At 65.7% G+C, this 12,771-nt stretch carries 12 protein-coding genes; 6 read left to right on the forward strand and 6 right to left on the reverse strand.

From position 1 onward, the window contains the following. Positions 1-34: 34 nt before the first annotated feature. The 5 genes from GT613_RS06580 to GT613_RS06600 all read right to left on the reverse strand — a co-directional run bounded on the left by GT613_RS06580 (position 35) and on the right by GT613_RS06600 (position 5,600). Positions 35-1,249 carry a molybdopterin molybdotransferase MoeA gene (locus GT613_RS06580; protein WP_021410513.1) on the reverse strand — a complete coding sequence of 405 codons (1,215 nt, stop codon included), beginning with the start codon at positions 1,247-1,249 and terminating at the stop codon, positions 35-37. A 90-nt stretch (positions 1,250-1,339) separates the two neighbouring features. Continuing rightward, entirely contained in the window at positions 1,340-2,488 is a 1,149-nt protein-coding gene (locus GT613_RS06585) for an ABC transporter substrate-binding protein (protein ID WP_161171138.1), read from the reverse strand. Positions 2,489-2,523: 35 nt separating this feature from the next. Further along, on the reverse strand, positions 2,524-3,306 hold the full coding sequence (locus GT613_RS06590; protein WP_009608858.1) for an ABC transporter ATP-binding protein: 783 nt from the start codon (positions 3,304-3,306) through the stop codon (positions 2,524-2,526). Further along, positions 3,303-4,388 (reverse strand): iron ABC transporter permease, encoded by a 1,086-nt coding sequence (locus GT613_RS06595; RefSeq protein ID WP_227791330.1) that lies wholly within the window; start codon positions 4,386-4,388, stop codon positions 3,303-3,305. Before GT613_RS06595 ends, GT613_RS06590 begins: the two co-directional genes overlap by 4 nt. 378 nt (positions 4,389-4,766) lie before the next feature. Then, entirely contained in the window at positions 4,767-5,600 is an 834-nt protein-coding gene (locus GT613_RS06600; RefSeq protein WP_021410515.1) for a DUF364 domain-containing protein, read from the reverse strand. Between the two features lie 112 nt (positions 5,601-5,712). On the opposite strand from GT613_RS06600, the gene GT613_RS06605 reads away from it, so the two are divergent. Together GT613_RS06605 and GT613_RS06610 are read left to right on the forward strand one after the other, a co-directional pair. After that, positions 5,713-6,585 (forward strand): hypothetical protein, encoded by an 873-nt coding sequence (locus GT613_RS06605; RefSeq protein ID WP_114558122.1) that lies wholly within the window; start codon positions 5,713-5,715, stop codon positions 6,583-6,585. Positions 6,586-6,787: 202 nt separating this feature from the next. Then, positions 6,788-7,480, forward strand: a complete 693-nt coding sequence (locus tag GT613_RS06610; protein WP_086414713.1) for a flavin reductase — start codon at positions 6,788-6,790, stop codon at positions 7,478-7,480. Between the two features lie 108 nt (positions 7,481-7,588). On the opposite strand, the gene GT613_RS06615 is transcribed toward GT613_RS06610, so the two are convergent. After that, entirely contained in the window at positions 7,589-8,497 is a 909-nt protein-coding gene (locus tag GT613_RS06615; protein WP_009304743.1) for a class I SAM-dependent methyltransferase, read from the reverse strand. Positions 8,498-8,610: 113 nt separating this feature from the next. On the opposite strand from GT613_RS06615, the gene thyX reads away from it, so the two are divergent. From thyX to GT613_RS06635, 4 genes are all read left to right on the forward strand, one after another. Beyond that, positions 8,611-9,291 (forward strand): FAD-dependent thymidylate synthase, encoded by a 681-nt coding sequence (thyX, locus tag GT613_RS06620; RefSeq protein WP_114518295.1) that lies wholly within the window; start codon positions 8,611-8,613, stop codon positions 9,289-9,291. 1 nt (position 9,292) lies between these two features. After that, positions 9,293-10,702, forward strand: coding sequence for a DUF1385 domain-containing protein (locus tag GT613_RS06625; protein ID WP_220270310.1), 1,410 nt, complete (start codon positions 9,293-9,295; stop codon positions 10,700-10,702). Positions 10,703-10,800: 98 nt separating this feature from the next. Continuing rightward, entirely contained in the window at positions 10,801-11,577 is a 777-nt protein-coding gene (locus GT613_RS06630; RefSeq protein ID WP_009304738.1) for an ABC transporter ATP-binding protein, read from the forward strand. Then, a complete protein-coding gene (locus tag GT613_RS06635; RefSeq protein WP_009304737.1) occupies positions 11,574-12,746 on the forward strand; it encodes an ABC transporter permease in 1,173 nt (390 codons plus the stop codon). The genes GT613_RS06630 and GT613_RS06635 overlap by 4 nt, the downstream gene beginning before the upstream one ends. The last annotated feature ends 25 nt before the right edge of the window (positions 12,747-12,771 follow it).

Here is a 12,771-nt window from a genome sequence, read left to right on the forward strand (position 1 = left end):
ACAACGGCATCGGTGGGGCCGCTTCAGGCGCGCCCTAGCCTTGATCGACGAACTCCTCGCCGCGCAGCAACTCCACGTCCAAAAGGTCGCCTTCGGCCCATCCCGCTTCGCCGAGGGGCGAGACGCGTTGGGCGTTCGACGTCATGCACGCGGCCAGCTCCCCGGCTTTGAAATCGAGGAAGTGCGCCGCGTAGCCCTCGTCGTCGCGCGTCACGTGTACGCGGGCTATGTTCGCCATCTTGGGGATGCTCGTCTTCGCGGCATCCGCCCGCGCCTGCACGACGGGGCGGCGGCGCAGCGGAATTCCCAGGATGCGCGCCGTGATCGCTTGCAGGCACCATTCGGAGCCGAAGTAGGCGGCCATGGTGGGGCCGGGCAGATCGACGACCGGTTTGCCGTCGGCTACGGCCAGCATGAGCGGCCGTCCCGGCACGGCGGCGATGTAATGGTGCACCACCTGCCCGCGGCGTTCGACCAGCTTCACGTTGAAATCCTCCTCGCCGAGGGCCGATCCCCCGTTGACCACCACGACGTCGGCGGTGGCGAGCGCCGCCTCGAAGGCGCGTTCGAGCTCGACGGGATCGTCGTGCACGAGGGGGAACACCACGGGTTCGGCACCGTACTCGATGAGGAGGTGCTTGCACATGAGGCTGTTCGTGTCCACGTTTTGACCTCGTCGGGGCTTGATGCCTGCGGGTACGAGCTCGCTGCCCGTGGGAATGAACGCCACGCGCGGTTTGACGCGCACGGGCACCATCGTGGCGCCGCCCATGGCGAGAGCGGCCAGGTCGGTGGGTCGGATAATGCTGCCGGCGCTCATGAGCGGCTCGCCCGCGCGCAGCGTGGAGCCGGCGGGCCGCACGCCCGAACCGGGCTCGACGGTCACGTCGTCGTCGAACGTTACCGATCCGTCCTCCCGAACGACCGCCTTCTCGATCATCACCACGGCGTCGAACGCGTCGGGGAAGTCGTCTCCGGTGTCGGCGCGCACGTAATCCACGCCGGGCTTCCAGCTGCTCGTGTCGGGCATGCCGTTCGCGAACGCTGCCGACTTCACCGCGATACCGTCGAACGACGAGGCGCGCACCACCGGCAGCGTGTTCGTCGACGCCAGGTCGCAGGCGAGCACGCGTCCCACCGCGTCGTCGAGCGCCACGTACTCGACGCTCCTCGCCGGCTCCCATGCTGCGAAGAAGTCGGCCAGCGCCTCTTCGCGCGACGGGAAACCGTCCATGATCTTCTCTCCCATATGCATCTCCTCGTACCGTTTTTCGTTGATCATAGCAGGAAAGCCCGGCGCGCGCCGGGCTTTCCGTGGACGTGCGATCGATGCGGTGCCCTATGCCTTGGGCTGCGCGTTCGCGGCGATCTCGTTGAACTCGGACTCGCTCAGGTCGTAGCCGTAGAACGTCTTGAAGTAGCCTGCGACCGTCTTGTACAGGTCGTTGTCGTACTGCTCGGGGTACAGCAGGCGCGGCAGCCACTGCATGCCCAGCACCTGGTTCACCGTCGGCGGGCTGTTCAGCCAGTTCCACGGCGTGCCGGGCACCTTGTAATAGGAGCCGTTCTTGACGGCGGACAGGTCGGCGAAGGCCGCATCGGAGCCCACCGTGTCGTAGATGCTGTCCGGGCCGAACAGGATGACCGCAGGATCCCAGATAGCCAGCTGTTCCATGCCGATCTCGACGCCGGCGCTGCTGCCGGACACCTTGCCCAGGTCAGCGACGTTGTCGGCCACGAGGTCGATCACCTGGCCCTGGTAGGAGTTCTTCGCGATGGTGTTCGTCCCCTTGTCGCCGAGCAGGTACGCCACCTTCGCGCGGTCGCCCTCGGGAATCTTGCTCATGACGGATACGGTCTCGTCGTAGGCGGCCTTGCAGTAGTCGGACAGCTCCTTGCCGCGATCCTCCATGCCCAACAGCTCGCCGAGCTTCTCGTAGGCTGCGCCGTAGTCCTCCATCTTCGTCTCGATGACCACCACGGGGATGCCCAGCTGCTGCTGCATCGTGTCGAGGTCCTCTTTCATGCCGTCTTTGATCTCGCCGGTGTCGATGAGGATCTGCGCACCGGATGCGGCGACGGCCTCCTTGTTGAGGTCGCCTTTCGCTCCGAACGCGGCTCCTGTCACGGGCAGGTTGGCGTAGTCGCCTCCCAGGTACTTCGCCTGGTCGGCCGTGAGCTCCGTCGAGATCGTCACCAGCTTGTCCGGTGCCATCGTAAGCAGGACCTGCGTGGCGGTGTGGCCCGCCGGCGCGATGCGGTCGATCTTCGCGGGCACTTCCACCGTGCGTCCGGCCGAGTCGGTGAACGTGCGCGTCTCGTTCTGCGTCGCCTGATCGGTTTGCGCGGCGCCGTCGGCGCTCTCGGGTGCGTTCTGCGACGGAGCCTGCGAGCATCCGTTCAGCGCGAACGCCAGTCCCAGACATAGCGCGCCTACGACCAGCAGACGTTTCGCCCAGGGCATGCTCCTTGCGGTAATCCCTCCCATAGAATCTTCCTTTCTTCGACTTCGTTGCCTTGCGTTTATCGCTCTATCTCGCGTACGGGCACGCACACGCGCACCTTGTCGCCGTATAGGGAATTGACCTCCACGTCCACGTCGTAGATGGTGCTGACCAGCTCTTTGGTAATGACGTCTTTGGGGCTTCCGAAGGCGTGCACGCGTCCGTCGTTGATGACGAGCGTTTGGTCGGCGTAAAGAAACGCCTGATCGGGCTGGTGCGTCGATTGGACTATGCTCATGCCTTCGCGCGCGAGCTGGCGCACGGTGGACAGTACGCGCACGGTGTTGCCGTAATCGAGCGCGCTCGTAGGCTCGTCCATGATGATGGTGCGGGCGTTCTGCGCGATGGCGCGCGCGATGAGGACCAGCTGGCGCTCTCCGCCCGATATCTGCGTGTAGGAGCGATGACCCAGATGGGCGATGCCCACGCGCTCGAGCGCATCCCACGCCCGGTCGACGTGCATGCGCTTCGGCGTGGAGAACAAACCTATCCCGCCGCCCGCGCTCATCAGCACCACGTCGAGCACGTCGTAGGCGTAAGTGGACGAATGCGATTGAGGGATGTAGGCGACCTCGCTCGCGCGCTCGCGGATGGAGATCGAGCGCAGGTCCTTCCCGTTCACGCGGATGCTGCCCGTCCAGCCGTTGTTGAGGCACAGGATGCATCGGAACAGGGTCGATTTGCCTACGCCGTTGGGCCCCAGCACGTTCACCAGCGTGTTGTCGGGGATGCGGAAGCTCAGGTCGCGCAGCACATGGTGGCTGCCGTACGAGAAGCTGAGGTGTTCGACATCGATGCTCATAGCCCCTGCTTCCTCCTCGTGATGAGGTACAGGAAGAACGGCGCTCCCACGAACGCGGTCAGGATGCCGATGGGTATCTCGGAGCTGGCCACGAGGCGCGCCACGTCGTCGACGATGAGCAGGAAGCTGGCGCCCATGAGCATGCTGGCGGGCAGCAGCTTGCGGTAGTCGCAGCCGACGATCATGCGCGCGAAGTGGGGGATGACGAGGCCTACCCAGCCGATCATGCCCGAGATTGACACGCTGGCGGCGGTGACGAGGGTGGCGGCCAAGATGACGATGAGCCGCACGCGACGGGCGTTCACGCCCATGGTGGAGGCTTCGTCGTCGCCCATGGTGAGCACGTTGATGCGCCAGCGCAAGGCGAACAGCGCCGCGAGACCGATTGCGATGGGAGGCAGCGCGAAAGCCATGTCGCTCCATTTGGCGCCGGTCAGACTGCCCATGAGCCAGTAGGTGATGGCGGCCAGCTGGTCGGTAGGGTCGGCGATGAGCTTGGTGAACGACACGCCCGCCTGGAACAGCGAGCTGACCATGACGCCGGCCAGCACCACGATGAGCAGATGGTTGCCCTTGGCGCGCGTGCCGACGGCCAGCACCAGCAGCACGGCGGCGATGGAGCAGGCGAACGCGAACAGCGAGATGCCGAGCGAGCCGAGTCCCAGCAGGATGGCCACTGCGGCGCCGAACGCCGCGCCCTGCGAAGCTCCGAGGATATCGGGGGAGACGAGCGGGTTCTGGAACGTGCCCTGGTAGGCGGCGCCGGCAGTAGCCAGGCTGCAGCCCACCATGAGCGCGAGCGCGATGCGCGGCAGACGCACCTGGAAGAACAGCGTCTCTTGCTGGGAGGTCCAGAACGGGTCGATGGGGAGCGCCAGGTTGGCCAGCATGCCGACAGCCTCGATCGGGGTGATGGGGTAGCGGCCCAGCATGAGCGAGGCCAGCGTGCTCGCCAGGACGAGCGCGCCGAGCGCGACTAGGATGAGCGTGCCATGCCGCGCGCTTCGGCGGGAAGCGCATTGAGCCGCCGCCTTATCGTCGCGCGGCCGAGGGGCCGGCCCCTCGGTGCTTCCGGCGCTCATAGCGCCGGAAGCACCTTCCCCATCCTCCAGCATGTCTTCAACAGCTTCTATTGCCCTCGTCCTTTAACATTCGTAAATGAGAATAATATTTAAATCAATATATACTAAAACGCAATTATTATCAATTGAGCATAATATAAAGACGGTATGAGGAGGGAAGGGGCGCTTGGCGAGTCGCGGCGCGAGGCGGGAAGGGCGCTTGAAGCTTGCGAGGGGCGGGCGATAGCCTGGCGCGCGGGCGGGGCGCATGCCGGTTCCGGTGGGTCGCACGGCGGGTCGACCGGAGAATGCGGGCGCGCGTCGACGCGGGCGGTAACGCTCTCGTACAGATGTTTCACGTGAAACATCTGTACGGTTTGCGAGCGGGGGTAGGAGGGGCTAGGCTCGGTCGCGTTCGATCATGGTCATCTGCAAAGCCTCGCCGAAGAACTGGCCGGCACCGTTCTTGATTGCGAAACGGGTCTTCTCCGGATCGGCCACCACGCTGCCGGCGAGCGCGTCGGCTCCCTGCTCGAACAGGACCGACGACATGACCACGCTCGGGCCTACAAGCACGGTGGTCGCATTGCGCGCGAGCTCGAGCAGGCGCGGCGCGGTCTTGTTGATGATGGTGACGCCGGTTATGAAAGCGAAGTCGGTATCGGGCAGCACGTACTCGCACGCGGGGTCGGGCGTGTCGAGTTCCTGCGAGCAGTTGCGTTCGAGCACGGTGAGGTTCGCGTACTCGGCGATGCGGTCGACGTGCGGGAAGTGCCCGACCACCGTGACGTTCTTGCGCTCGGACGCTTCGATACGCGGGCGGTACAGCTCGAAAGCGTCCATCTTGCGGACGGTGCCGTCGGGCAGTTCGATGGGTTCGTCGTAGGTTGCTCCCAACGGGTCGAGCAGCTCCTTGCGCGCGTAGTAGGCGTTGAGCGCCGCCACTCCCAGCGTGGCTTCCTCGAAGCACCACGACTTCGCCAGCTCCGCCATCTCGCGCAGCCCCGTGCCGCGCAGATCCTGCTTGCACGCGCGCCGGGCTCCGCCTTTGCAGGTGAAGCTCACGCCCATGCCGCAATCGGCCTCGACGTAGGACCAGTGCGTTCCCAGGCAATAATCGCGTACGGCGATATCTTCCGGAATGCCCTCGATCAGGCGGTTGTAGAGCTTCCACGGCGTTGCGTCGTCGCGCGTGTCGGGGCGGCGGACGGCTTCGTTCTCGGAGCGTTTCATGGCAGCCTTCTCTCCTCGAGGCGGCGTGTTCCGTCGCGCCGCCATTCTTCAATATGCGGTAGAGTATAATATACGTTCAAGAATAAACAACCGGGAAGGGGCTGGCGCTGCGATGCTGTTCTTGTTGACGGGCGACGTGCAGATCGGCAAGACGCGCTGGCTTGAGCGCCTTGCCGCCGAGCTGTCGGGTGACGGCGTGCAGGTTGCGGGCGTGCTGGCACCTGGCGTGTGGCGCGTGCGGGAGCCGCACGAGGTTCCGGGCGAACGGGGGCTGGCTGGCGAGGGTCGCTTCGAGAAGCTCGGCATCGACAACGTGCTGCTGCCCGGCGGCGAGCGCGTGCCGTTCGCGCGGCGGCGAGACCTGGCGCTGGCCGAGGGATCGTTCGATCCGACAAGCCAGAGCGCCTCCGCCCAGCTGGCCTGGGAGATCGCGGACGAGGCTATCGCGCGGGTGAACGCGCACTTCGATCGCATCGCGGCCGAGCTGGCTGCGGTTCCCGCGGGAGCGCCGGCTTTGCCGGGAGAAGCGGGCTCCGGGGGCTACGCGCCCCTCCCCGTCGATCCGGCGGCGGGAATGTTTCACGTGAAACATTCGTTCGCGCAAACATATGTTTCACGTGAAACATCTGGAGCGGAGGCGGGCGAGACCCCGGCCGATCCAAGTACGGGAGGTTCGCGCATCGTCGTTCCGGCGGACGAACTCGACGCTGAGGGCTCCGTTACCGTCGGTGCGGAGGGCGGTTTGCTCGTGGTCGACGAGCTGGGGCGGCTCGAACTCATGCGCGACGGCGGGCTCGTTTCTGCGGTGGCGCTTCTGGAGCGCGGGCCCTCGGCGCGGTTCCCCCATGCGCTCGTTGTGGTGCGTGATTGGCTGTGCTCGAGGGCGGAGGAGCGCTTCGCCGGCGTCTGGGATGGGTCGCTCATGCTTTCGCCGGGCGACGACGCGCGCGGTCTCGTGCGGGCTTCGTTCGGCCTTTCCGGCTGAGATCCGTGCTCGTTGTCGTCCGAAAAACACGCTTCGTCCTGCGATTCCGTGTTTTCGGGCGACAATGCGCCGCTCGCTTGTTGGCGTTCGGCTACTGTGCGTCCGGTGCGTTCGACCATGCGGCCAATTCGACCCTTGCTTTCCTTAATGAGAATGATTATCATTAAAATGGAAGAAAACGAGAAGAGGGAAAGGTGTCCGCATGATCGATCAGACCGCGTTCTTCAGCTTGAGCTACGGGCTCTACATCGTCGGCGCGACGGACGGCGAACGTCGCGCCGCCTGCGTCGCTAACACGTTCCAGCAGGTCACGTCGTCGCCGTTGCAAGTAAGCGTGGCGCTGAACAAGGAGAACGCCACCACGGACGTCATTCTCGACTCCGGCCGCTTCACCGTTTCGTGCCTGGCGCAGGACGCCACGATGGAGCTCATCGGCACGTTCGGCTTCCATTGCAGCACCGACCTGGACAAGTTCGCCTCTTGCGAGACGGGCGTCGACGCGGCGGGCGTGCCGTTCGTGGCCGAGCAGTGCGTGGCGCGCTTCTCGGTGCGCGTTGTGCAGGCGGTGAACCTGGGCACGCACATCCTCTACATCGGCGAGGTGGAGGAAGCCGAGAAGCTGTGTGCGGGCGATCCGATGACGTACGCCTACTACCACCTGGTCAAGGGCGGCAAGACGCCGCCGAAGGCATCGAGCTACCTGCCCGACGCGCCCGATGCGGCGCCGGCAGCCGCGGCAGCGGCCGGCGAGGGCGATGCGGAGGCTCCGAAGCCCAAGTACGCCTGGCGCTGCAAGGTGTGCGGCCACATCGAATACGGCGACGAGCTGCCCGATGACTTCACCTGCCCCGTGTGCAGCGTGGGTCCCGACATGTTCGAGCGCATCGAGCTGTAAGGCGCGCGAACAGCATAAAAGGGCGGTATAAAGGGGACCGCCTCTTTCTATGCCACCTTTCTGTGTCGGAGCGGGTCCCGAACGGCGATCGGCCGTTCGGGACGCGCTCTACTTGTTCCAAGCGATGAACGCCCAGGTGACCGTTCGGGGCTCGCGCAGGCGCAGGGACTTCTCCGGAAGCCCCTTCTTGTCGGGCTGCCCGGCGCGCTCGTTCGGCACGAGGTTCTCTTCCAGCCAGCAGCGCAGGCGACCGAACGCCTCCGCGCGCTCTTCGGCTCCGACGGTCGCGCCCACGGCATCGTCCGCCATGCGCGCGAACGCGTCGTAGGCATCGTCGAGCGAGTCGAACGTGTCGGTGCGCTCGCTGTCGATGTAGGAAACCTCGGGGCGCAGTCCCTCGTTCGCCAGGATGTTGAACGCATAGAGGTAGTCGCGGCCGAGCACGCTGGAAAGGCCCATGGCGTTGAGGATGCGCTCGTCGGTGCGCGGCGACGAGCCGGTGGCCAGCGTGACGCATACGCGGCGGCGCGCCACGTCGGTGAGGCGCAGCAGCGAATCGCGCAGATCGGCGGTCGCGACGGAGCGCGAGGCGAGCGCCACATCTACCATGCCCGGGCGCACGCCGAGGCTGGGCCAATCGTCGGCCCAGCTCATCTGCTTGGGGAACACCGTGCGCACGCCCTCGCGGTCGAGCGCTTCCTGCAGCTGGCCGAGCATGCCCTGCGAGAAATCGGCGGCCACCACCTTGTGGCCCCGTTTGCCCAACGGCACCGACAGCGCGCCTGTGCCGCAGCCCATGTCGAACACCGTCTCGCCCTCGCGGATGCCGGCTAGCTCGAGGAACCGCTCGACGTAAGGGTTCGGCGCGTCCTTCGTGGTGAACGTGGCCGACCGCTTGTCCCAGTAGCTCGCGTCGTCGAAGCGGCGTCGTGCCTGCTGGAGCCGCTTCCACTCCTCGTTCCAATCGCGGGCGGTCAGCGGGTTGACAAAGGACTCGGACGTGTTGTTTTCGGGCATGGCGCGCCTCTCGCTTTGATGGTTGCGGGCTTTTAGGTACTATACTAGCGAAATGAAACGCCTCTGTGCGCGCGATCCGCCGAATTTATCCCGAAACGAGGAGCATTCATCTTATGCAAGTCGAACTGCTGTACCACACGCCCGACCCCGAGCGCGCGATCGCCACGGCGGCGCGCCTGTGCTACGCGCCCGTCGGCGCGGCCGAGCTGATGGAGACCATGCCGGAGGAGCGCGTGAAAAGCGTGCTGTCCACCATCATGAGCGCGGGCCATACGTCCACGCTCGAGCACGCCAGCTACACGTTCGCGGTGGACGGCGTCTCGCGTGCCCTTACGCACCAGCTGGTGCGCCACCGCATCGCCAGCTTCAACCAGCAGAGCCAGCGCTACGTGAAGTTCACCGACGGCCTGGCCACGGTGAAGCCTGAAAGCGTTGCCGCGAACGAGGAGACGAACGCGGTGTTCGACGAGGCCATCGTGGCCGCCATCGAAGCGTACGAGAAGCTGCTGGCCGCGGGCGTTCCCGCCGAGGACGCGCGCTACCTGCTGCCGAACGCGGCCGAGACGAAGATCGTCATCACGATGAACGTGCGCGAGCTGCTGCACTTCTTCAGCTTGCGCTGCTGCAACCGCGCGCAGTGGGAGATCCGCGAGATGGCGCACCGCATGCTGGAGTTGGCGAGACCCACGGCGCCGTTCATCTTCATGGACGCCGGCGCGCCCTGCATCCGCGGCAACTGCCCCGAAGGCAAGATGACCTGCGGGAACCCGTACCCGCGCGTGAAAAGGGCCTAGCATGGCCGAGCAGAAGAGCGACCTGTCGCGGGCGTTCTCCGAGGACGGTGCGCTGAAGACGCACGTAGGCGGCCAGGCGCTCATCGAGGGCATCATGATGCGCGGCAAGTACAACTGGTCGGTGGCCGTGCGGGAGCCCGGCGGCGGCATCTACGTGGAAGAGCATGACCTGGCCTCGGGGCGCAAGAAGAACGGTTGGATGTACTGGCCGCTCGTGCGCGGATGCCGGGCTATGCTGGAGTCGCTCGTGCTGGGCTACAAGGCGCTCGAGATCGCGGCGCTGCATGCGTTCGCGGAAGAGGGGGAAGACGAACCTGCGGCGGCCGAGGGGGGCGACGATGCCCGGTCGCTCGGCAGTCCTGACTCGCACGGACAGTCCGCTGGACTGTCCGGCTCGTGCGGAACTCGCTTGGTGGGCAACGACGCCCCCCTCGGCGACGATGCCGTGATCCCCGCCGACCCCGACGCTGACGGCGGCGAAGATGCGCGCCTCGAACCCGTTCTCGCTGGAGAAGGGGAGGAGGAGAGGGCTTTCTCCTGGAAGGAGGATTTCGGGCGGCCGGATACGATGATCGATGCGTTGGGGGCGCAGCGTTCCCTCGAGGTGGTTTCCGAGCCGGAATCCTCTCCCGAGTCCCAGTCTCAGCCCGAACCCGCCAAGAAGTCCTTCATGGACGAGGAGGTGGAGTTCGGCAAGAAAGAGATGGCCGTGTCGATGGTGCTGGGCCTCGTGCTGGGCGTGGTGCTGTTCATCGTGGCGCCGGCGTTCATCACGAACCTCATCGTGGGCGAGTACGACCAGAACACCGTGCTGTGGAACATCGTGGACGGCCTGCTTCGCGTGGGCGTGTTCGTGTTCTACCTGTGGCTGATCGGGCGCATGCAGGAGATCAAGCGCATGTTCGGCTACCACGGCGCCGAGCACAAGACCATCCACTGCTACGAGCACGGCCTGCCGCTCACGCCCGAGAACGCGCGCAGCTTCCCGCGCCTGCACGTGCGCTGCGGCACGGCGTTCCTCATCATGGTCATGGTCATCGCCATCTTCGTGTACACGGTGACGCCCATCAACGGGCTCATCGAGCTGTGGGGCGTGCCGGACGGCGCGCCGAAGCTGGCGCTGGTCATCCTCGTGCGCATCCTGCTGATGCCCGTCATCGCCGGCATCTCCTATGAGATCACGGTGAAGTGGGCGGGCAGCAACCCCGACAACCCGCTGGTGAAGGTGGTGCTGTGGCCCGGCATGCAGATGCAGTACCTCACCACGAACGAGCCCGACGACGGCCAGATCGAGTGCGCCATCGCCGCCATGCAGAAGGTGCTCGAGCGCGAGGAGGCCGAAGAGGCTGGCGAGAAGGCAGCAGCCGGCGCGCCCGATAACGCCGACGAGCCGGCGACGGCGACCGCGTAGAGCGCTCGATCGGGGGTGCGGGCGGAAAACGCTTGCCCCCCCCCTCGCTGTTATACTCATGCAAAACCGTTCCCTATCCGACTCAAAGAGGTGAGCCGATGGAATATGCCATATCCGCACGAGGCCTGCGGAAGTCTTTCAAGCTCTCGGCCAAGCAGCGCAAGCTCGAACGCACCGATGCGCGCGTGAAGACCGCGGTGGACGGCTTGTCGTTCGACGTGGCGCCGGGCGAGATATACGGGCTGCTCGGCCCGAACGGCGCCGGCAAGACCACGACGCTGCGCATGTTGGCCGCGCTCGTGAAGCCTGACGAGGGCGACGCGCTGATCGAGGGCGTCTCCGTCGTGGACGATCCCGCGGGCGTGCGCAGCCTCATCGGCTTTCTCACGAGCGAGCTCAAGCTGGAAGACGTCTTCTCGCCCGACTACCTGTTCGACTTCTTCTCCGAGCTGCACCATGTCGACGCGCCCGTGCGCGACGAGCGCAAGCGCCAGCTGTTCGCGCGCTTCGGCATCGACCGTTTCGCGCAGACGAAGGTGGCCGACCTGTCCACCGGCATGAAGCAGAAGGCGTCGCTGGCCATCTCGCTCGTGCACGATCCGCGCGTCATCATCTTCGACGAGCCGACGAACGGCCTGGACGTGCTCACGGCCAAGACGGTGACCGACTTCTTGCTGGAACTGGCGGCCGACGGTAGGACGGTGCTCTTGTCCACCCACATCTTCAGCCTGGTGGAGAAGGTGTGCGACCGCGTGGGCGTCGTCATCGACGGGCGCATGGCGGCCTCGGGAACGCTGTCGGAGGTGGCGGGGGAGCGCTCGTTGGAAGACGCGTTCTTCGACCTGTACGCGGCGAGCGTGAAGGAGGCATCGTGAAAGGCAACGCGTGGGCCATCGCGCGCAAGGAACTGGCGCGCTTCTTCAGCAACAAGGCTTCGGCGCTCGCGTCCATCGTGCTGCCGGGCCTGCTCATCTTCCTCATGTGGACGTTCATGGGCGATGCGATGGGCGGCATGTTCAAGCCCGATATGAGCAAGCCTCCGGCGGTGGCTGTGGTGAACGCGCCCGAAAGCGTGAAAGCGCTTGCGGCGGATTCGATCGTCGACATGCGGGACGAGCCTTCGCTGCCCGGCGCCGATGAGATGCGCGAACGCATCGAGCAAGGCGACGTCAAAGCGTTCGCGGTGTTTCCGGAGGGCTTCGACGAAGCCGTGGCGGCGTACGACCCCGCGTCGGGCGTGCCGGCGCCGCAGGTGGAGATCTACTTCAACTCCACCGACCCCGATTCCAGCCAAGCGCGCTCGACGTTCGCAGGGATGCTGGACGCGTACGAGTCGTCGCTGTCGAACCGCTTCGACGTCAACGCGGGTGGAGCCGGCTACGACGTAGCCGAGGAGCGCGACGTCGCGGGCATGCTCGTGGTGTCCATCGTGCCGCTTCTGCTGCTCATCCTCGTGTTCAGCAGCGTCATGTCCATCGCGGCCGAGTCGGTGGCGGGCGAGAAGGAGCGCGGCACCATGGCCACGCTCCTGGCCACGCCCATCAAGAGGCGCGATATCGCGCTGGGCAAGGTGCTGGCCATCACCGTCATCGGCCTGCTCATCGCGGCGTCCAGCGCCATCGGCATCTTCTCGGGGCTGCCCGGCATCATGCAGGGCTCGGTCGACATCAACGTGTACGGCCCGGTCGAATACGTGTTGCTGGCGCTGGTCATCCTGTCGACGACGCTCGTCATCGTCGCGCTGATCACCGTGGTGTCCACGCTGGCGAAATCGGTCAAGGAGGCCACCATGTTCCTGACGCCGCTCATGATCGTGGTGATGCTCGTGGGCGTCCTCGGCATGTTCGGCGACGCGAAGGCCGAGGTTGCGTACTACCTCGTTCCGCTGTACAACTCGGTGCAGTGCATGATCGGCATCTTCTCGTTCGATTTCCAGCCCCTCAACGTGGCAGTCTGCGTGATCGCCAACCTCGCGTACGCCGGCGTCGGCGTGCTTGCGCTGCAGCGCATGTTCGACAGCGAGCGCCTCATGTTCGCGCGCTAGGCCGGCGTCGCTCGCGCGCTATCGA

The sequence above is a fragment of the Eggerthella sp. BIOML-A4 genome, from assembly GCF_009875575.1.
GTDB lineage: Bacteria > Actinomycetota > Coriobacteriia > Coriobacteriales > Eggerthellaceae > Eggerthella > Eggerthella lenta.

Bases quoted from the DNA above. Each gene is read 5' to 3' on its own strand.
- GT613_RS06580 (WP_021410513.1), bottom strand. From the start codon at position 1,249: ATGGGAGAGAAGATCATGGACGGTTTCCCGTCGCGCGAAGAGGCGCTG.
- GT613_RS06585 (WP_161171138.1), bottom strand. From the start codon at position 2,488: ATGGGAGGGATTACCGCAAGGAGCATGCCCTGGGCGAAACGTCTGCTG.
- GT613_RS06590 (WP_009608858.1), bottom strand. From the start codon at position 3,306: ATGAGCATCGATGTCGAACACCTCAGCTTCTCGTACGGCAGCCACCAT.
- GT613_RS06595 (WP_227791330.1), bottom strand. From the start codon at position 4,388: ATGAGCGCCGGAAGCACCGAGGGGCCGGCCCCTCGGCCGCGCGACGAT.
- GT613_RS06600 (WP_021410515.1), bottom strand. From the start codon at position 5,600: ATGAAACGCTCCGAGAACGAAGCCGTCCGCCGCCCCGACACGCGCGAC.
- GT613_RS06605 (WP_114558122.1), top strand. From the start codon at position 5,713: ATGCTGTTCTTGTTGACGGGCGACGTGCAGATCGGCAAGACGCGCTGG.
- GT613_RS06610 (WP_086414713.1), top strand. From the start codon at position 6,788: ATGATCGATCAGACCGCGTTCTTCAGCTTGAGCTACGGGCTCTACATC.
- GT613_RS06615 (WP_009304743.1), bottom strand. From the start codon at position 8,497: ATGCCCGAAAACAACACGTCCGAGTCCTTTGTCAACCCGCTGACCGCC.
- thyX (WP_114518295.1), top strand. From the start codon at position 8,611: ATGCAAGTCGAACTGCTGTACCACACGCCCGACCCCGAGCGCGCGATC.
- GT613_RS06625 (WP_220270310.1), top strand. From the start codon at position 9,293: ATGGCCGAGCAGAAGAGCGACCTGTCGCGGGCGTTCTCCGAGGACGGT.
- GT613_RS06630 (WP_009304738.1), top strand. From the start codon at position 10,801: ATGGAATATGCCATATCCGCACGAGGCCTGCGGAAGTCTTTCAAGCTC.